This window comes from Kitasatospora sp. NPDC092039 (assembly GCF_044756065.1).
Classification (GTDB): domain Bacteria; phylum Actinomycetota; class Actinomycetes; order Streptomycetales; family Streptomycetaceae; genus Kitasatospora.
Window position 1 is genome coordinate 63,715 of record NZ_JBIVSD010000002.1, and the last position, 18,368, is coordinate 82,082.

Annotated in this window: 15 protein-coding genes; 11 read left to right on the forward strand and 4 right to left on the reverse strand. The window is 73.9% G+C overall.

What is annotated here, in order from left to right; translation table 11 throughout:
* Positions 1 to 64: 64 nt before the first annotated feature.
* From ACIQI7_RS03630 to ACIQI7_RS03650, 5 genes are all read left to right on the forward strand, one after another.
* Positions 65 to 1,270, forward strand: coding sequence for a sensor histidine kinase (locus tag ACIQI7_RS03630; protein WP_401104708.1), 1,206 nt, complete (start codon positions 65 to 67; stop codon positions 1,268 to 1,270).
* Positions 1,267 to 1,899 (forward strand): response regulator, encoded by a 633-nt coding sequence (locus ACIQI7_RS03635; protein WP_387759901.1) that lies wholly within the window; start codon positions 1,267 to 1,269, stop codon positions 1,897 to 1,899. Before ACIQI7_RS03630 ends, ACIQI7_RS03635 begins: the two co-directional genes overlap by 4 nt.
* An 81-nt stretch (positions 1,900 to 1,980) precedes the next feature.
* Positions 1,981 to 3,003 (forward strand): nitronate monooxygenase, encoded by a 1,023-nt coding sequence (locus tag ACIQI7_RS03640; RefSeq protein WP_401104712.1) that lies wholly within the window; start codon positions 1,981 to 1,983, stop codon positions 3,001 to 3,003.
* A 100-nt stretch (positions 3,004 to 3,103) separates the two neighbouring features.
* Positions 3,104 to 3,469, forward strand: a complete 366-nt coding sequence (locus ACIQI7_RS03645; RefSeq protein WP_401104715.1) for a type II toxin-antitoxin system RelE/ParE family toxin — start codon at positions 3,104 to 3,106, stop codon at positions 3,467 to 3,469.
* Between the two features lie 2 nt (positions 3,470 to 3,471).
* Positions 3,472 to 3,801 carry an XRE family transcriptional regulator gene (locus ACIQI7_RS03650; RefSeq protein WP_401104718.1) on the forward strand — a complete coding sequence of 110 codons (330 nt, stop codon included), beginning with the start codon at positions 3,472 to 3,474 and terminating at the stop codon, positions 3,799 to 3,801.
* Between the two features lie 16 nt (positions 3,802 to 3,817).
* Here ACIQI7_RS03650 and ACIQI7_RS03655 read toward each other — a convergent pair whose 3' ends face one another.
* Positions 3,818 to 5,269, reverse strand: a complete 1,452-nt coding sequence (locus tag ACIQI7_RS03655) for an aminopeptidase P family protein (protein ID WP_401104721.1) — start codon at positions 5,267 to 5,269, stop codon at positions 3,818 to 3,820.
* 161 nt (positions 5,270 to 5,430) lie between these two features.
* On the opposite strand from ACIQI7_RS03655, the gene ACIQI7_RS03660 reads away from it, so the two are divergent.
* The 5 genes from ACIQI7_RS03660 (at position 5,431) to ACIQI7_RS03680 (ending at position 11,515) form a co-directional block, all read left to right on the forward strand.
* A complete protein-coding gene (locus ACIQI7_RS03660; RefSeq protein WP_401104723.1) occupies positions 5,431 to 7,179 on the forward strand; it encodes an ABC transporter substrate-binding protein in 1,749 nt (582 codons plus the stop codon).
* A 418-nt stretch (positions 7,180 to 7,597) separates the two neighbouring features.
* On the forward strand, positions 7,598 to 8,533 hold the full coding sequence (locus ACIQI7_RS03665; protein WP_401105667.1) for an ABC transporter permease: 936 nt from the start codon (positions 7,598 to 7,600) through the stop codon (positions 8,531 to 8,533).
* Positions 8,530 to 9,516 carry an ABC transporter permease gene (locus tag ACIQI7_RS03670; protein ID WP_401104725.1) on the forward strand — a complete coding sequence of 329 codons (987 nt, stop codon included), beginning with the start codon at positions 8,530 to 8,532 and terminating at the stop codon, positions 9,514 to 9,516. The genes ACIQI7_RS03665 and ACIQI7_RS03670 overlap by 4 nt, the downstream gene beginning before the upstream one ends.
* Entirely contained in the window at positions 9,516 to 10,514 is a 999-nt protein-coding gene (locus ACIQI7_RS03675) for an ABC transporter ATP-binding protein (protein ID WP_401104727.1), read from the forward strand. The genes ACIQI7_RS03670 and ACIQI7_RS03675 overlap by 1 nt, the downstream gene beginning before the upstream one ends.
* A complete protein-coding gene (locus ACIQI7_RS03680; RefSeq protein WP_401104730.1) occupies positions 10,514 to 11,515 on the forward strand; it encodes an ABC transporter ATP-binding protein in 1,002 nt (333 codons plus the stop codon). The genes ACIQI7_RS03675 and ACIQI7_RS03680 overlap by 1 nt, the downstream gene beginning before the upstream one ends.
* 141 nt (positions 11,516 to 11,656) lie before the next feature.
* Here ACIQI7_RS03680 and soxR read toward each other — a convergent pair whose 3' ends face one another.
* On the reverse strand, positions 11,657 to 12,130 hold the full coding sequence (gene soxR / locus ACIQI7_RS03685) for a redox-sensitive transcriptional activator SoxR (protein WP_387759915.1): 474 nt from the start codon (positions 12,128 to 12,130) through the stop codon (positions 11,657 to 11,659).
* Between the two features lie 48 nt (positions 12,131 to 12,178).
* On the opposite strand from soxR, the gene ACIQI7_RS03690 reads away from it, so the two are divergent.
* The gene (locus ACIQI7_RS03690; RefSeq protein ID WP_401104733.1) at positions 12,179 to 13,636 is read left to right on the forward strand and encodes an MFS transporter; all 1,458 of its coding nucleotides are present in this window, start codon (positions 12,179 to 12,181) and stop codon (positions 13,634 to 13,636) included.
* 90 nt (positions 13,637 to 13,726) lie between these two features.
* Here the strand turns inward: ACIQI7_RS03690 and ACIQI7_RS03695 are convergent, their stop codons facing one another.
* The gene (locus ACIQI7_RS03695; protein WP_401104736.1) at positions 13,727 to 16,108 is read right to left on the reverse strand and encodes an immune inhibitor A domain-containing protein; all 2,382 of its coding nucleotides are present in this window, start codon (positions 16,106 to 16,108) and stop codon (positions 13,727 to 13,729) included.
* 185 nt (positions 16,109 to 16,293) lie between these two features.
* Positions 16,294 to 18,360, reverse strand: coding sequence for a prolyl oligopeptidase family serine peptidase (locus tag ACIQI7_RS03700; protein WP_401104738.1), 2,067 nt, complete (start codon positions 18,358 to 18,360; stop codon positions 16,294 to 16,296).
* Positions 18,361 to 18,368 lie beyond the last annotated feature (8 nt).

Consider the following 18,368-nt stretch of genomic DNA (forward strand, 5'->3'; position numbering starts at 1 on the left):
GCAGAAGCGGAGTTCAACCTTTTGATTGATGCCGGGTTCCGAGTGCGGAACCTAGGCTGGACGGATGGCGACCGAACGATCCAGGACCACCCCCGTCGCCCGCGTCCTCCAGGTCTGCCTGCACCTGCTCGTGGCGGGCCTGCTGGCGCTCGCCGTCGCCCGGGCCGTCCTGGTCGACCGGGGCGGCGATCCGGCCGCCGTCGCCGCCGCGGCCACCGCGATGGCCGCCGTCTACACCGTCGGACCGCAGCTGGCCGCCGTGCGCCGCTCGCGCCGGGCGGCCGCGCTCTGGCTGGCGCTGCTCGGCGTCACCTGGGCGGGCGTGCTGATCGCCACCCAGGACGGGGTCTGGCTGGCGTTCCCGCTGTACTTCCTGGAGCTGCACCTGCTGGGGCGGCGCGGCGGGCTGGTCGCCGTCGGGCTGACCGCCGCCGCGGCGATCGCCGCGTGGTCCTGGCACCAGCAGAGCTTCGGCTTCGCCGCCTCGATCGGGCCCGCGCTCGGCGCGGCCGTCGCCACCGCCACCGTGCTCGGCTACCAGGCGCTGTACCGGGAGAGCGAGGAGCGCCGCCGGCTGATCGACGAGCTGACCGCCGCCCGCGCGGACCTCGCCGCCGCGCACCACGCGGCCGGCGTGCTGGCCGAGCGCGAGCGGCTCGCCCGGGAGATCCACGACACCCTCGCACAGGGCCTCAGCTCCATCCAGCTGCTGCTGCGGGCGGCCCAACGGGCCCTGCCGGAGCGCACCGAGACCGCCGCCGGGTACGTCGAGCAGGCGCGGCAGGCCGCCCAGGACAACCTGGACGAGGCGCGGCGGTTCGTCCGGGCGCTCACCCCGCCCGCGCTGGACGGCGACCCGCTGCCGGTCGCGCTGGAGCGGCTCTGCGCCACCACGACGGCGCACGGCGCGCTGCCCGTCCACCTGCACGTCTCCGGCGACCCGGTCCGGCTGCCGGCCGCGCAGGAGGTCGCGCTGCTGCGGATCGCGCAGTCGGCGCTCGGCAACACCGTCCGGCACGCGGGGGCCTCGCGGGCCGAGGTGACACTCAGCTACATGGAGGGTGAGGTGGCACTGGACGTGTACGACGACGGGGCCGGGTTCGACCCGGCGGCGGCCGCCGGCCGCGCCGGCGGGGACGGCGGGTTCGGACTGCCGTCGATGCGGGCCCGGGCACGGGCGCTCGGCGGCGGTTTCACGGTGGAGTCGGCGCCCGGGCAGGGGACGACGGTGGCGGTGCAGCTGCCGGTCGCCCCGGAGGCCGGCCCGTGATCCGGCTGCTCATCGCGGACGACCACCCGGTGGTGCGGGCCGGGCTGCGGGCGGTGCTGGAGTGCGAGCCGGACTTCGCCATCGTGGCGGAGGCGGCCACCGCCGAGCGGGCCGTCGAGCTGGCCGCCGAGGCGGGCGTCGACGTGGTGCTGATGGACCTCCAGTTCGGGCCGGGGTCGGCGATGAACGGCGCGCAGGCCACCGCGGCGATCACCGCCCGGGCGGGCGCGCCGCGGGTGCTGGTGGTCACCACGTACGACACCGACGCGGACACCCTGCCGGCCCTGGAGGCGGGCGCCACCGGCTACCTGCTGAAGGACGCGCCGCCGGAGGAGCTGGCCCAGGCGGTACGGGCGGCCGCGGCCGGGCGCAGCGCGCTGGCGCCCAGCGTGGCGGACCGGCTGCTGGAGCGGATGCGGACGCCGGCGGCGGCGCTCAGCGCCCGGGAGACCGAGGTGCTGGGGCTGGTCGCGGACGGGCTGACCAACCAGCAGGTCAGCCAGCGGCTGCACCTGAGCCAGGCCACGGTGAAGTCCCACCTGGTGCACATCTACACCAAGTTGGGGGTGGACTCGCGCACGGCGGCGGTGCGCGAGGCGCGGCGGCGGGGGCTGATCCGGCGAGCGTAGGGTGGGCAGCGGGCCGTACCCGCGGCAGCGGTCCGTACCCGCAGCAGTGTTCCGTGCCCGCGGCCGTGTGAGGAGCGCCCGATGACCGTCCGGCTCGACCGGCTCGCCGTACCCGTGATCGCCGCCCCGATGGCGGGCGGCCCCTCGACGCCCGAGCTGGCGGCGGCGGTGAACCGGGCCGGTGGGCTGGGGTTCCTGGCGGCCGGGATGAGGACCGCCGCCGGGATGGCCGAGCAGATCGCCGCGGTACGGAGGTCGACCGACCGGCCGTACGGGGTGAACCTCTTCGTGCCGGGCCCGCCCGGGGACGCGGCGGCCGTCGCGGCGTACCGGGAGCGGCTGCGGCCCGAGGCCGAGCAGCGGGGCGTGACGCTGCCGGAGGAGATCGGGCCGGACCGGGACGACTGGGACGCCAAGCTCGCCGCGCTGCTCGCGGACCCGGTGCCGGTGGTCTCGTACACCTTCGGGCTGCCGACCGCCGAGGAGGCGGCGGCGGTGCGGGCGGCCGGCACCACCCAGGTCGGCACCGTCACCACGCCGGAGGAGGCGCGGGCGGCGGAGGCCGTCGGGATGGACGCGCTCTGCGTGCAGGGCCCGGAGGCGGGCGGCCACCGGGGCACCCACCGGGTGGCGGACCGGCCGGGTGAGCTGCCGCTGCTCGAACTGCTGGCCGCCGTACGGGAGGTGACGGCGCTGCCGCTGGTCGCCGCGGGCGGGCTCGGCGACGGCGCGGCCGTCGCGGCGGCACTGCGGGCGGGGGCGGTGGCGGTGCAGCTGGGCACGGCGCTGCTGCGGTCGGACGAGTCCGGCGCCTCGGCCGCCCACCGGGCGGCGCTCGTCGAGCTCCCGGAGACGGCCGTCACCCGCGCATTCACCGGTCGGCCGGCCCGCGGCCTGCGCAACGCCTTCATCGACCGCCACGGCCCGTACGCCCCGCCCGCCTACCCCGAGGTCCACCACCTCACCACCCCCCTGCGCACCGCCGCCGCCCGCCGCGGCGACACGGCCGCCATGCACCTGTGGGCCGGCACCGCCCACAAGCTCGCCCGCACGGGCCCGGCGGAGGCCGTCGTCACCGACCTCTGGCACGCGGCGCGGGGGTAGCGCGCCGGGGGCGCGCCGGGTGGTGGGTGTTGTCCCTCGCAGGAGTGGATTGAGCGGGGAAGCGCGCGGTAACGTATAAGGGATAACTTAATTTGGCGCCATGTGGGAGATCACACTCGTTGGTCCGGTGAACGACTGGTTCCTGGACATCGCTGCCAAGGACCCGGACACGGCCGACCAGATCGCCGATGCGATCGAGCTGCTCGCCAGAAGGGGGCCGCTACTCGGGCGCCCGATGGTGGACCGGATTCATGGAAGCAGGTTGCACAACCTGAAAGAACTTCGGCCCGGTTCGACTGGGCGCTCCGAGGTTCGAATGCTCTTCGTTTTCGATGCCGAGCGGGAGGCGATCTTCCTGGTCGCCGGTGACAAGAACGGGGAGTTGTCCCGGTGGTACGACACCAACATCCCGCTGGCGGAAGCTCGCTATGAGCAGTACGTCGATGAGAGCGACGAGGGAGCGTGAGCATGAAGGGCCGTAGTTGGACCGAGGTGTGGGCTGAGGCGCAGCGGATCAATCCCTGGTTGGCCTCGCCGGAGGCGGAGGCCGACCGGGCTCGGATCCGGAAGGAAAGCCTGGCTCGGATCCGCGGCTACGAGCTGGCCGAGATGCGGAAGACGGCAGGGCTGACCCAGAAGGAGGTCGCCGCGCTGATGGGCGTGAGCCAGGCGCGGGTGTCGCAGATCGAGCACGGGCAGGTGGACAGCCTGGACAACCTGCGGGCGTACTCCGCGGCGATCGGCGGCGAGGTCGAGGTGACGGTCCGGCGGGGCGAGCGGACGATCAAGGTGGCCTGATCGTCCGCTCGCTGCCTCAGCTCAGCAGGTCGGCCATCCAGGACTCGACGGCCGCGGCCTCGCGGGGAAGGGCGCCGGACATCAGGTGGGCGCCGTCGGGGGTGATGACGAGGTCGTCCTCGATGCGGATGCCGAGGCCGCGGAGTTCGGCGGGGAGGGTCTCGTCGTCGGGCTGGAGGTAGAGGCCGGGTTCGACGGTGAGGACCATGCCCTCCTCCAGGGTGCCGTCGAGGTAGCGGTCGGCGCGGGCCTTGGCGCAGTCGTGGTAGTCGAGGCCGAGCATGTGGCCGCTGCCGCAGAGGGTGTAGCGGCGGTGGAGGCCGTTGTCCTCGGCGAGGGCCTCCTCGGCGGAGACGGGCAGGACGCCCCAGTCGGCGAGGCCCTCGGCGATGACCCGCATGGCGGCGCGGTGGAAGTCGCGGAAGCGGGCCCCGGGGCGCAGGGCGGCGATGCCGGCGCTCTGGGCGGCGAGGACGAGGTCGTAGGCCTGGCGCTGGACCGGGCTGAAGGTGCCGCTGAGCGGGAGGGTGCGGGTGATGTCGGCGGCGTAGAGGGTGTCGGTCTCGACGCCGGCGTCCAGCAGCAGCAGGGAGCCGGGGTCCAGGGCGCCGTCGTTGCGGATCCAGTGCAGCACGCAGGCGTGGGCGCCGGAGGCGGCGATGGTGGTGTAGCTGGTGCCGTTGCCCTCGGCGCGGGCGCGCAGGTCGAAGACGCCCTCGATCCAGCGTTCGCCGCGGTGGTGGCGCAGCGCGGTGGGCAGGGCGCGGACGACGTCCTCGAAGCCGGTGACGGTGTGGTCGACGGCCAGTTGCAGCTGTCCGACCTCCCACTGGTCCTTGACCAGGCGCAACTCGGATAGCACGGCCGCCAGTTCGCCGTCCCGGTGGTCCCCGGCGGGCCGCCCGGTGGCCTCGTCGACCAGCGGGTCGGTGCCGGCCAGCACCCGGGTGGGCGGCTGCGGGCCGGTGAGCAGCTTGCCGAGGTCGTCGAGGTGTTCGGTGCGCACCCCGGTGAGCCGGGCGGCCTCGGCGAGGTCGGGCCGGGCGCCGACCCAGAACTCGCCGTAGCGGCGGTCGCGGTAGAACTCGCCGCCGTCGCGCGGGGAGCGCGGGCGCAGGTAGAGGACCGGCTCGTGGCCGTCCGGCCCGGCCGGTTCGAGGACCAGGAGGTGGTCGGCCTGGTCCTCGCCGGTGAGGCCGGTGAGCCAGACGTACGCGCTGTGCGGGCGGAAGCGGTGGTCGAGGTCGTTGCAGCGGACCTTGAGGCGCCCGGCGGGGACGACCAGCCGCTCGCCGGGGAAGGCGGCGGAGAGCCGGGCGCGGCGGCCGGGGAAGCGGTCGTGGCCGGGTACGCGCCGGTCCGCGGGCAGGGGGGTGGCGGCCCACTGGGTGGCCATGTAGGAGGCGAGGGCGGCGGAGACCGGGAGGTCGTGGCTCCCGGTGTTGAGGCCGGTCGGGGGCAGGGTCACCGGTGAACTCCTAGGCGGGGCTGGGAAGATGCGGGGCACGGACACAGCTCGGTAACGGGTGGCGTCACCTCTTGTGCAGTGCAATTTCACATTACTATGTTACGGGTCACACAGCGCAGCGGCCAGGTCGGACGATCAGGCCCCCCACAGCGGAGTTGCACATGACCAGGCGCACCCACGCCGCCCTCGCGGCGGCCCTCGCGGCGACAATCACTCTCGGCCTCGGGGCCTGCTCGAACGACAAGAGCGACAGCGGCAGCGGCGCCGCCCCGTCCGACAGCAGGGGCCCGGGCGCGGCGGCCGGCTCGGTCGTCGGCGGCACCCCGGCCAAGGGCGGCACCCTCACCGTCCTGACCAACCAGGACTTCGCGCACCTCGACCCGGCCCGCAACTGGGTGGTGCCGCACATGGACTTCGGCACCCGGCTGATCTACCGGACCCTGACCACCTTCAAGTCCGAGCCGGGGGCGGCCGGCAGCGAGATCGTCCCGGACCTCGCCACCGACCTGGGCAAGTCCTCCGAGGGCGGCAAGGTGTGGACCTTCACCCTCAAGGAAGGCCTGAAGTACGAGGACGGCACGCCGATCCGGTCCGCCGACATCAAGTACAACGTCGAGCGATCCTTCTCCCCGGACCTCACCGGCGGCCCCGACTACGCGATCCAGTACATGGAGGGCGGCGAGAACTACAAGGGCCCGCTGAACGGCGAGCACCTGGCGAGCATCGAGACCCCGGACGACCGCACGATCGTCTTCCACCTGAAGCGCCCGGTCGCCGAGTTCTCGGACACCGTCACCCTGCCGACCTTCTCCCCGGTGCCGCAGTCCCAGGAGAGGGGCACCCAGTACGACGCCCGGCCGTTCTCCTCCGGCCCGTACAAGATCGAGAGCTACGACCGCGGCAAGCAGCTGGTGCTGGTCCGCAACACCAACTGGGACCAGTCCACCGACACGGTCCGCAAGGCCTACCCGGACCGGGTCGTGGTCACCCAGGGCATCAAGGGCGGCCAGGCCGACGACCGGATCATCGCCAGCGACGGCGCCGACGCCAACGCCATCAACATGCCCTGGATGCAGCACGAGACCGTCGCCAAGGTGCTGCCCAAGGCGGACGTCAGGTCCCGCATGGTCGCCGAGCAGACCGGCTGCACCGACATGCTCTACCTGAACACCGCCAAGGCCCCCTTCGACGACCCGAAGGTGCGCGAGGCCATGATGTGGGCGGTCGACCGCGAGGCCCAGGTGACCGCCTTCGGCGGGCCCGCGGTGACCGACGCGGCGACCTCCTTCCTGCCGCCGTCGCTGACCGGCGGCGCCAAGTCCGACCCGCTGAAGATCCCGGTGGCCGGGGACCCGGAGAAGGCCAAGGCGCTGCTCAAGGACGCGGGCAGGACCGACCTCAAGGTCTCGCTCACCGTCTCGACCGGCGACAAGACCCGCGCCGAGGCGATCCAGCAGTCGCTGTCCAAGGCCGGCGTCCAGGTCACCGTGAACACCGTCGACGCGTCCGCCTTCGCCGACACCGTCGGCGACATCAAGAACGCCCCCGAGCTGACCCTCAGCGGCTGGTGCCCCGACTACCCCTCCGGCGCGACCTTCCTGCCGTTCCTCTTCGACGGCCGCACCATCAAGGAGAAGGGCAACCAGGGCAACTACAGCCAGTTCAAGGACCAGGCCACGATGGACCGGATGGACCAGATCGCGGCCATGACGGACGTCGCCGAGGCCAACAAGGCCTGGAAGCAGCTGGACGAGGAGCTGATGAGGAAGGCCCCGGCCGTTCCGCTGCTCTGGCAGCGCCGCCCGCTGCTGGTCGGCACCAACGTGGCCGGCGCGTTCGGCAACTCGGGCTACGCCGGCATGATCGACCTGGCCACGGTCGGCCTCAAGGACCCCGCCAAGGGCAAGTGAGGGACCGGCAGCGATGAGCAACACCACCACACCTTCGGGAGCCGAAGGACGCGCCGGTGCCGAGCGTGACGAGCGACGGGCGAGCGCGGAGGGTGCCGGAGCGGGGAGCGTCGGCACCGGACCAGGAACGGCCGGAGCCGGGCGGGGAACGGCCGAGCCCGTCGCCGCGGCCGGGTCCGTCGCCGTGCCCGAGCCCGTCGCCGTGACCGGGTCCGTCGCCGTGCCCGAGCCCGTCGCCGTGACCGGGTCCGTCGCCGTGCCCGAGCCCGTCGCCGCGGCCGGGTCCGTCGCCGTGCCCGAGCCCGTCGCCGTGACCGGGTCCGTCGCCGTGCCCGAGCCCGTCGCCGTGACCGGGTCCGTCGCCGTGCCCGAGCCCGTCGCCGCGGCCGGGTCCGTCGCCGTGCCCGAGCCCGTCGCCGTGACCGGGTCCACGGCGCCGGGCGCCGGGAGGAGTTCCGGGCGCGGGCCCTGGCGGCTGGTCTGGGACCAGCTGTGGGCCAAGGGCCCGGCCCGGTTCGGACTGGTCACCGTCGGCGTGCTGCTGCTGGCAGCCGCGCTGGCCGGCCCGCTCAGCTCGCTCGGCGGCTGGACCCCCGAGGAGTTCGACAAGCGCGCCGTCGACCCGTACCTGGGCGGCCTGCCCCGGGGCGACTTCGGCGGCATCAGCGCCCGGCACTGGCTGGGCGTCGAGCCCATCACCGGCCGCGACCTGTTCGCCCGGGTGCTGCACGGCGGGCAGGTCTCCCTGCTGATCGCGTTCACCGCGACCGCCGTCGTCGTGGTCGTCGGGACCCTGGCCGGCATCGCGGCGGGCTACTTCGGCGGGCGCACCGACACCGTGCTGTCCCGGCTGATGGACCTCACGATGTCCTTCCCCTCGCTGATCTTCATGATCGCGATGATGTCGGTGGCCAAGGACGTCAACCGGATCCTGCTGATCACCCTGGTGATCGGGCTCTTCACCTGGCCCGGCATCGCCCGGGTGGTGCGCGGCCAGACCCTCTCGCTCAAGCACCGCGAGTACGTCGAGGCCGCCAAGGTCGGCGGGGCGCGCTCCTGGCGGATCCTCACCCGCGAGATCCTGCCGAACGTCTCCGGCCCGATCATCGCCTACACCACCCTGCTCATCCCCGGGATGATCGCCACCGAGGCCGCGCTCAGCTACCTCGGCGTGGGCGTCCGCCCGCCGACCGCGTCCTGGGGCCAGATGATCGCCGAGAGCATCGTGCACTACGAGACCGACCCGACCTACTTCCTGATCCCGACCGCCTTCCTGTTCGTCGCCGTGCTCGCCTTCACCCTGCTCGGAGACGCGCTGCGCGACATCCTCGACCCCCGGGGAGGCCGGTCGTGATCCTCTACCTCGGCCGCCGGCTGCTCGGCGTGGCGGGCATCCTGCTCGCCATCTGCGCCATCACCTTCACCATCTTCTACCTGCTGCCCAACGACCCGGCCGCGGCCGCCTGCGGCAAGACCTGCAGCCCCGAGCGGCTCGCCGACGTCAAGGCGGCGATGGGCCTGGACAAGCCGCTCTGGGAGCAGTTCCTCGCCTACCTGGGCGGCATCTTCGCCGGCCGCGATTACGGCTCCGGCCCCAGCGCGGTGCACTGCGGCTTCCCCTGCCTCGGCTACTCCTACGAGTACGGGCTGCCGGTGTGGGATCTGCTGACCGACCGTCTGCCGGTCTCCGTCTCGCTGGCGCTCGGCGCGGCCGTGCTCTGGCTGGTCCTCGGCCTCGGCGCGGGCGTCACCTCGGCGCTGCGCAAGGGCCGGCCGCTCGACAGGGCGCTGATGGTGCTGTCCGTCGGCACCGCCTCGCTGCCGGTCTACTTCACCTCGATCATGCTGATCTGGGGCGTCGTCAGGACGGCCGGCGTGCTGCCCTACCCCGCGTACCACGAGTTCACCGAGAACCCCCTGCAGTGGGGCTCCAACCTGCTGCTGCCGTGGATCGCGCTGGCCCTGCTGTACGCGGCGATGTACGCCCGGCAGAGCCGCAACTCGATGATCGAGGCGATGGCCGAACCGTACATCCGCACCGCCCGGGCCAAGGGCCTGCCACCGCGGACGGTCACCGTCAAGCACGGGCTGCGCTCCGGGATGACGCCGATCCTGACCATCTTCGGGATGGACCTCGGCGGCCTGCTGGCCGGCGCGGTCATCACCGAGTCGATCTTCGGCCTGCCCGGCGTCGGCCGGCTGTTCTACGACGGCCTGGCCCGGTCGGACCAGCCGGTCATCCTCGGGGTCACCCTGCTCGCGGCCTTCTTCATCGTCGCGGCGAACCTGCTGGTCGACCTGCTCTACGCGTTCGTCGACCCGAGAGTGAGGTACTGATGACCGAGTTGTTGGAGGTCGAGGACCTCAAGGTCGCCTTCGACACCCCGCGCGGCAGCGTCCGGGCGGTGGACGGGATCTCCTTCACCGTCCGGGCCGGGCGCACCCTCGGCCTGGTGGGCGAGTCGGGCAGCGGGAAGTCCGTCACCTCGCTCGCCGTCATGGGCCTGCACCGCGGCGCCACCGTCACCGGCTCGATCCGGCTGAACGGGCAGGAGCTGGGCGGCCTGGGGGAGCGGGAGCTCGGCACCGTCCGGGGCCGCCGGATCGCGATGATCTTCCAGGACCCGCTGTCCAGCCTGCACCCCTTCTACACGGTCGGGGAGCAGATCGCCGAGCACTACCGGGTGCACTTCAAGGCCGGCCGCAAGGCCGGCCGGGCCCGGGCGGTGGAGATGCTGGCCGAGGTCGGCATCCCGGAGCCGGCCCGCCGGGTCGACGAGTACCCGCACCAGTTCTCCGGCGGCATGCGCCAGCGCGTCATGATCGCCATGGCGCTCGCCTGCGAGCCCGAGCTGCTGATCGCCGACGAGCCCACCACGGCGCTCGACGTCACCGTCCAGGCGCAGATCCTCGACCTGATCGCCCGGATCCAGCAGGAGCGCGGCCTCGGCGTCGTGATGATCACCCACGACCTCGGCGTGGTCGCCCGGGTCGCCCACGAGGTGCTGGTCATGTACGGCGGCCGGGCCGCCGAACAGGCCCCGGTGGACCGGCTGTTCGCCCGGCCGGCGCACCCGTACACGCGCGGCCTGCTGGACTCGCTGCCGCGCCTGGACGACACCGACGACGCCCCGCTGCGGGCCATCCCCGGCAGCCCGCCGTCGCTGATCGCCCCCGTCCCCGGCTGCTCCTTCGCCCCGCGCTGCGCCCGCACCACCGCCGCGTCCGCCGAGGAGCACGCCCGCTGCCTGGCCGAGCGCCCCCCGCTCGACCTGCTCGCCCCCGGCCACCAGGCCGCCTGCCACCTGCCGCTGGTGCCGGAAGGGGTGCTGTGATGACCACGCCGTCGACGAAGGGCGCGGCCGAACCGCTGCTGTCCGTACGGGACCTGGTGAAGACCTTCCCCGGCCGGCGCGGCCGCACCGGCCGGCCCGGAGCGCCGGTCCGGGCGGTGGACGGGGTGAGCTTCGACGTCGGGGCGGGGGAGACGCTCGGCCTGGTCGGCGAGTCCGGCTGCGGCAAGTCCACCACCGGCCGGATGATCGTCCGGCTGCTCGACCCGACCTCGGGCACCGTCACCTTCGACGGCACCGAGATCGGCGGGCTCTCCCAGGCCAGGCTGCGGCCGCACCGGCGCGACCTCCAGATGGTCTTCCAGGACCCGTACTCCTCGCTCAACCCCCGGCAGACGGTGGCCCGGATCATCTCCGAGCCGCTGCTCGTCCAGGGCGAGAGCGCGACGGCGGCGCGCAAGCGGGCCGCCGAGCTGATGGAGCTGGTCGGGCTGATCCCCGAGCACCTGGACCGCTACCCGCACGAGTTCTCCGGCGGCCAGGCCCAGCGCATCGGCATCGCCCGCTCGCTGGCCACCTCGCCGCGGCTGGTGGTCGCCGACGAGCCGGTCTCCGCGCTGGACGTCTCCATCCAGGCCCAGGTGGTCAACCTGATGGAGCGGCTCCAGCAGGAACTGGGACTGGCGTACGTGTTCATCGCGCACGACCTCTCGGTGGTCAAGCGGGTGTGCGATCGGGTCGCGGTGATGTACCTGGGCCGGATCGTGGAGATCGGCGACAAGGCCGAGGTGTACGGCAGCCCCGCGCACCCGTACACCAGGGCGCTGCTGTCCGCCGTCCCGCTGCCGGACCCGGAGGCGGAGCGGAACCGGGAGCGGATCGTCCTGCTCGGCGACCCGCCGAGCCCGGCCGACCCGCCGCCCGGGTGCAGCTTCCACCCGCGCTGCCCGAAGGCCCAGGACCTCTGCCGGACCGAGCGGCCGCTGCTGAGGATCGCCGGGCCAGGCGAGCGCCGGGCGGCCTGCCACTTCCCGGAGGCCTGAGGCGCCACAAGACCCCCGGTCGGACGCGGCGGGGAACCCTGCGAGGGCCGCGTCCGACCGGGTTCCACCCGGCTCCGGCACTTCCCGTCCCGGTCACTTCCCGTCCCGGTCGCTCCCCGTCCCGGTCGTTCCTCGGCCAGGTCACTCCTCGACGGGCAGCAGGCCCTCCTCCGGCAGCAGCCGGCGCGGGCCCGGGCCCTCGGCGGCCAGCTCGTCCCCCGGGTTGAGCACCCGGCAGCGCCGCAGCGACACGCAGCCGCAGCCGATGCAGCCCGTCAGCTCGTCCTCCAGCCGCTCCAGCTCGGCCCGGCGGGCGCGCAGCTGCTCGGCCCAGCGCCGGGAGATCCGCTCCCAGTCGTGCTTGCCGGGCATTCGGTCCTCGGGCAGGCCGGTGAAGACCTCGGCGACCTCGGCGAGCGGGATGCCGAGCCGCTTGGCGACCAGGATGAGCGAGATCCGGCGCAGCACGTGCCGCCGGTAGCGCCGCTGGTTGCCCGTGGTGCGCTCGGAGGAGATCAGCCCCTGGTCCTCGTAGAAGCGCACCGCCGAGGTGGCGATCCCGGCCCGCCGGGCCACCTCGCCGACGCTCAGCAGATCGACCGGCGCGGTGGTCATGGCGGACTCCTTGACTTCAAGTTCTGTTGAAGTCCTAGCGTACCGGACGTGACCGAATCAGCTGCCGTCAAGAACGCCACCACCGCTGCCGAGCTGGATGGTTACCCGTCGGAGACGCCGGCCGCGGGAGCCTGCGGCGGGTGGCGTGAACTCTTCTCCCGCCGGTACGCCGCCGCCGCCTCGATCCTGGCCGGGGGCGTCGCGCTGTACGCGATGAACCTCTACTTCACCGCCGCCCTGATGCCCTCGATCGTCGCCGACATCGGCGGCGAGCGGTACTACGCGTGGGTGGCCACCGGCTTCCTGATGGCGGCCGTCATCGCCTCGATGCTGGTCAGCCGGCTGCTGGACCGCCTCGGTGCCGCCCGGGCCTACGTGCTGGGCTTCCTGGTGTTCGGCGCCGGCGCGGTGCTCAACGCGCTCAGCCCGTCGATGGCGGCGCTGATCCTCGGCCGGGTGGTGCAGGGCCTCGGCGGCGGGCTGGTGGCCGGGCTCGGCTACGCCGTGATCCGCGGCGCCCTGCCGGAGCGGCTGTGGACCCGCGCGGCCGGGCTGGTCTCCGCGATGTGGGGCGTCGGCACCCTGGTCGGACCGTCGCTGGGCGGGCTGTTCGCCCAGCTCGGCGCCTGGCGCGGGGCGTACGTCCTGCTGCTGGTCGCCGCGCTGGTGCTGGCGCTGCTGGCCCGCCGGGTGCTGCCCGGACGCTCCGGCGACGGGCACGGCAGCGGCCCGGTGCCGATGCCCTCGCTGCTGCTGCTCACCCTGGCGGCGGCGGCCTTCAGCGTCAGCTCGACCGTGCCGGGCGGCTGGCCGACGGCGGTCTGCCTGCTCGCCGGTGTGGCGCTGCTGGCGGGCTTCGTGGCGGTCGAGCGCCGCGCGGCGGCGACGGTGCTGCCGCAGCAGACCTACCGGGCCGGCAGCCCGCTGAAGTGGCTCTACCTGACCGTCGCGGTGCTCTGCGCGGGCGTGGTGGCGGAGAACTTCATCCCGCTGTTCGGCCAGCAGCTGGGCGGCCTCGGCCCGCTGGTGGCCGGATTCCTCGGCGCCGCGGTCTCGGCCGGCTGGACCACCGCCCAGCTGTTCAGCGTGGGGATCGAGTCGGCCCGCGGCCGGGCCCTGGCGGTCCGCACTGCCCCGCTGGTACTGGTCGGCGGCCTGCTGGTCTACGGGCTGTCGCAGACCGGGCACGCCTCCGGGCTCCGGGTGGTGCTGTGGGCGGCGGCGCTGTTCGTCGCCGGCACCGGGATCGGGCTGGCCTTCCCGCACCTGAGCGTGGCGGCGATGCGCAGCAGCGACGACCCGGCGGAGGGCGGCAAGGCGGCCGCGGCGGTCAACACCACCCAGCTGATCGCCTTCTCGGTGACCTCGGCGCTGGCCGGGACCCTGGTCAACCTGGGCGGGGACGCCCCGGTCGACGCGGCCCGGTACATGACCTTCGGGATCGCCGCGATCACCGTCCTCGGGGTGGCCACCGCCGCGCGCACCGCCCGCGGTCCGGGGCGCTGAGGGGCACCGGCCCGGCTCCGGGCGCACGAGCGGGCCCCGGATCCCTTTTCGTCGGGGGGATCCGGGGCCGTTTCGCGCCTTTGGTCGTCGTCAGGAGGCCGGGCCTACCCGGACGGTGGTGACCCTCCCGCCCTGGGACTCCCGGACCACCTCGATCTTCGTGTTGGTGTCCGGCACCTTCACCGTCAGCTGCGGCGTGGCCGCGTCGCCGTACACCCCGGTGCGGTCGTCGAACACCGGGACGGCCGGCTTGGCCGGCACCCGCACCGCGACGCCGCCCTTGTGCAGGGTGAACGCGGTGGTCGGCTTGAGCGAGAAGGTCGCGTCGTAGGTCTGCGCCCGCCCGTTGACCAGCGTGCCGTCGGCGAAGCGGACCGGCGCCGGGCGGGCGTCGATCGGCAGGATCAGCCCGCCGCCGGGGTGGTCCTTGGTGTTGTTGTCACCGTACGAGGTGTCCCACAGCCAGATCAGGACGCCCTCCTGGTACGGGTAGTTGTCCACCACGTTGGCCTTGCCCGCGACGCCGGTGTAGCCGAAGTTGTACGGGCCGGTCTTCAGGAACGCCCCGTAGCCGGTGTAGCGGCGGTTCTCGGCGAGGTAGGCGCGCGGGTGCTGCTTGACGGCGGTGCGGCCGGTGATGACCGTGAAGCCGTTGGCCGTCCAGCCGTCCGTGCCGTTCTCGGCGCCGTCGGCGAACAGCACGGCGGGGCCGGCGGTGGCCTTCACGGCGTCCACCAGCACGCCCCGGCCGTGGGTGTTGCCGTCCGAGGTGACGTGGAAGCGCAGCCTGACCTGCCGGCCGAGGTAGCCGTCCAGCGGGATGTGCAGTTGCTTGTAGCTCCCGGAACTGCCGCTCAGGCCGGGGACGTTGGCGTTGGTGCTGCCGATCGGGGCGCCGTCCACGGTGCCGCCGAGGGCGGTCCAGTGCTGGCCCTGGTCGGTGGAGGCCTCGACGGTGAGGAAGTCGTAGTCCTGCTCGGTGTCGTACCAGACCGCCGCGTCCAGGGCGGCCGGGCCGGCGGCGGTGCGCAGGTCGACCTCCCGGGCGAGGGAGTTGTCGAGGTTGTCGCCGGTGTCGCTCCACCACTGCCTGCCGCCCTCGTACGGGTCGGCGAGGTCGGTGCGGGTGGTGCCGTCGGGCAGGTGGACGAGGACGGCCTGGGCCTGGTCGGTGTTGTAGCTGCTCACCCCGAGGGCGTGGGTGGAGCGGGTGGCGGCCTGCGCCTCGTCGTAGTCCAGCCAGCCGAACTGCAGCTTGCTCCAGGCGTCGAGGTCGCCGGGGTAGCCGCCGGTGGTGTTCGGGCCCTTGCCGAGGTAGGAGCCGGAGGACATCAGCGACCAGAAGTTGACGCTGTTGTCGCCGCCGGTGGTGGAGTACAGGTCGGGCAGGCCGAGGTTGTGGCCGTACTCGTGGGCGAACAGGCCGACGCCGCTGTTCTCGCCGCCCTGGACGTAGTCGTAGACGTACAGGCCGCTGTCGCCGACGGGGGCGCCGCCGATCCGGTTGCCCTCCGGGCCGGTCTGCCCGGTCGCGTCCGGGAAGGCCCAACTGCGGTGCGCCCACAGTGCGTCGGCGCCCTGGGCGCCGCCGCCCCAGGTCTCGTCCACGCCCGCGTGCACCACGACGACGTTGTCCAGGTAGCCGTCCGGCCGGCCGAACTCGCCGTCCTTGTCGTAGTCGTAGCGGTCGTAGACGTCGTACTGGGCGAGCTGCGCCCTGATGTCGGCGGCGGAGCGGCCCTTGGCGATCTCGCCGTCGTACCAGGCCTTGACGGCGTCCCGGATGAACTCCTGCCCTTGGGTCCAGGCGCCGGAGCCCTGCGGGCCCTTGTTGCTGCCGTAGCGGGCCTCGTTGTACGGGACGGTGACCCAGTCGCTGACGGTGCCCTCGACGTCGTACCGGCCGGAGGACTGGGTGCGGTAGTAGTTGCGCATCGACACGGTGCCGGGCGTGTCGTCGAAGAACAGCTTCTGGTAGTAGGCGCGGTCGAAGTCCGCCGACCACAGGGTGTGGTTGTCGTCCTTGCCCGGCTTGGGGATCCGGTTGTGGAGCGGGCCCGGGGTGCCGCCGTAGCGGGGCTGGCCGTTCCACTGGGTGGTGTCGTCCACCTGGTCGCCGAACTGGGCGAGGATCACGAAGACCTTGTCGGTGCGCTGGTGCGCGAGTTGGACGTAGTCGTCGCCGATCCGCACCTTCGCCGGGGCCCGCTTGGCGGCGGACTCGGCGGCGACGCCCTGGTCGAGCGCGCCCTTGTTGAGCTGTTCCAGGGCCTTGCCGCGCAGGGCCTGGCGCTCGCGCTCCTGCGGGGCCATCGGTGCGGGCGGGGCCTCGGCGCCCTGCTGGGCGGACTCGGCGGCCGCGGTGGCGGTGAGGGTGGCGGGGGGAGCGGCCTGGGCGGGGGTGCCCAGCAGGGTGGCCGCTATCGCGCTCGTGGTGAGCGCGGCAGCGAGGGCCGCGGACAGTCTGCGCAACTGACCGGTCCTTTCGGGGGATGGGGTGCTTCGGAGGGTGTTCCGGTGCTCCGGGGGCGGTAGCTGAAGCGCAGGTAATATTTCACATGTCACGGATTACGTGAAGGGGTCGGGAGCAAGCGAGAGGGCGCCGCACCCTCGGGTGGCGGCGCCCTCTCCTCACCGGGCCCGGGTGGCGCGACGGATCACCCCAGGGAGGCCCGCAGGAAGGCGAGTTCGGCCTGCGCCAGCTGCTCCAGCAGCCCGCCCGGGGTCATGTGGGTGGCCCCGGGCAGCGGCAGCACGCTGTGCGGCCGGCCGGCCCTGGTCAGCGCCTGGGAGAGCAGCAGGGTGTGCGAGGGGTGGACGTTGTCGTCGGCCAGCCCGTGGATCAGCAGCAGCGGCCTGCTCAGGCCGGGCGCGTCGGTGATCAGGCAGTCGTCGGCGTAGCCCTCGGGGTTGTCCTGCGGCAGGCCGAGGTAGCGCTCGGTGTACGCGGTGTCGTAGAGCCGGAAGTCGGTGGGCGGGGCGCCCGCGCAGGCGGCGTGGAAGACGTCCGGGCGGCGCAGCACGGCGAGCGCCGCGAAGTAGCCGCCGTACGACCAGCCGCGCACGCCGACCCGGCCGAGGTCGAGGTCCGGGTGGCGCTCGGCGAGCGCGTGCAGGGCGTCGACCTGGTCGTCCAGCGCCACCCGGGAGAAGCGGCGGAAGATGGTCCGGGTGAAGTCCGGGGAGACGAACGGGGTGCCGCCGTTGTCGACGGTGACCACCGCGAAGCCCTGGTCGGCCCACCACTGCTTGAGCTGCCAGCGGCGCGGCTCGGCGGCCACCGCCTGGTAGCCGGGCCCGCCGTAGACGTCCAGCAGGACGGGCAGCCGCCGGCCGGGGACGTGGTCGCGCGGGTACACCACGGCGCTGGGCAGGGCGCGTTCGGTGACCCGGGCGAGCCGCGGCTCCACCCGGTGGGGCAGCGGGGCGCTGCGGTCGGTGAGCGGCAGCTCGCGGCCGTCGCGGCTGACGACGCGGCGCACGCCGTCGGCGGTGGCCGAGGCGAGCAGCAGGACGTCGGCGGCGGCGAGGGCCGAGTGCAGGCCGGGGCCGGTGGTGAGCGGCTCGGGCGCGCCGCCGTCCGGGTCGATCAGGTGGACGTACTGGTCGAAGGGGTCGCCCTCGCCGGTCTCGCAGAGCAGCCGGCCGCGCAGCCGGCCGACCACCCGGCGGATCTGCAGGCCGGTGGTGTCCAGCGGCTTGCCGTCCAGCGCGAGGCCGCGGGCCTGCGGGGTGTCGTGGACGGTCAGCAGCCGGCCGTCGGCCAGCCGGGCGGGGGTTCCGGGCAGGTCGTCCACCCAGAACTCGTCGGTGGTGCGGGAGAGTTCACCGGTCTCGCCGGTGGCCGGGGCGGCGCTCAGCAGCAGTACGGTCTGCTGCAGGCGGTCGGCGACGGTGAGCAGCACCTCCTCGGCGGAGGCCCAGGAGGCGGCGCAGACGTACGGGAACTCCTCGGCGTCCCAGCGCAGTCGGACCCGGGTGCCGTCGAGGCCGAGCACCCAGAGCTGGACGTCCGCGTTGGGGCCGCCGGCCTGCGGGTAGGCGAAGTCCTCGGGCGCCTCGCCGGGGTGCGCCGGGTCGGCGAAGTACCGCCGGGGGACGGCGGACTCGTCCACCCGGGCGGCCAGCAGCGCGCCGCCGTCCGGGCGCCACCAGTGGCCGCGGGCGCGGCCGAGCTCCTCGGCGGCGGCGAACTCGGCGACGCCCCAGCGGGCGCCGTCGGCGGGGGAGAACGGTTCGAGGGCGGGGGTGACGTACAGGGCGTCCTCGGCGACGTAGGCGACGCGCTGCCCGGTGGCGTCCGGCCGGGGGTCGAACGCGGGCCCGGCGACCGGGAGTTCGTCGCTGGTGCCGGCGGCGGTGTCGGTGCGGAACAGCCGGCCGTCCAGGGTGAAGACGGCGGTGGCGAGGTCGGCGGTGGCGGCGTAGGTGCCGATGCCGGCGGCGACCAGCCGGGTGCGCTCGCGCAGCCGGCGCTCGACGGCGGGCAGGTCGTCGCGCCGGCCGGTGCGGCCGGGCAGTAGTGCGGCCGGGTCGGCGACCAGCCGTTCCTCGCCGGTGGCGGTGTCCAGCAGGTGGAGGCGGTCGACCGGATCCTCCGGACCGGTCGAGCGGAGCAGCAGCAGCCGGGTACCGTCCTCGGCGAGGGTGAACGCACGCGGCGCGCCGAAGGTGAACCGACCGGTACGGGCGCTGAGGGCAAGGAAGGCGTCGGTGATGGTCACGGCCCGAT

Bases quoted from the DNA above. Each gene is read 5' to 3' on its own strand.
- ACIQI7_RS03680 (WP_401104730.1), top strand. From the start codon at position 10,514: ATGACCACGCCGTCGACGAAGGGCGCGGCCGAACCGCTGCTGTCCGTA.
- ACIQI7_RS03675 (WP_401104727.1), top strand. From the start codon at position 9,516: ATGACCGAGTTGTTGGAGGTCGAGGACCTCAAGGTCGCCTTCGACACC.
- soxR (WP_387759915.1), bottom strand. From the start codon at position 12,130: ATGACCACCGCGCCGGTCGATCTGCTGAGCGTCGGCGAGGTGGCCCGG.
- ACIQI7_RS03645 (WP_401104715.1), top strand. From the start codon at position 3,104: ATGTGGGAGATCACACTCGTTGGTCCGGTGAACGACTGGTTCCTGGAC.
- ACIQI7_RS03630 (WP_401104708.1), top strand. From the start codon at position 65: ATGGCGACCGAACGATCCAGGACCACCCCCGTCGCCCGCGTCCTCCAG.
- ACIQI7_RS03660 (WP_401104723.1), top strand. From the start codon at position 5,431: ATGACCAGGCGCACCCACGCCGCCCTCGCGGCGGCCCTCGCGGCGACA.
- ACIQI7_RS03650 (WP_401104718.1), top strand. From the start codon at position 3,472: ATGAAGGGCCGTAGTTGGACCGAGGTGTGGGCTGAGGCGCAGCGGATC.
- ACIQI7_RS03640 (WP_401104712.1), top strand. From the start codon at position 1,981: ATGACCGTCCGGCTCGACCGGCTCGCCGTACCCGTGATCGCCGCCCCG.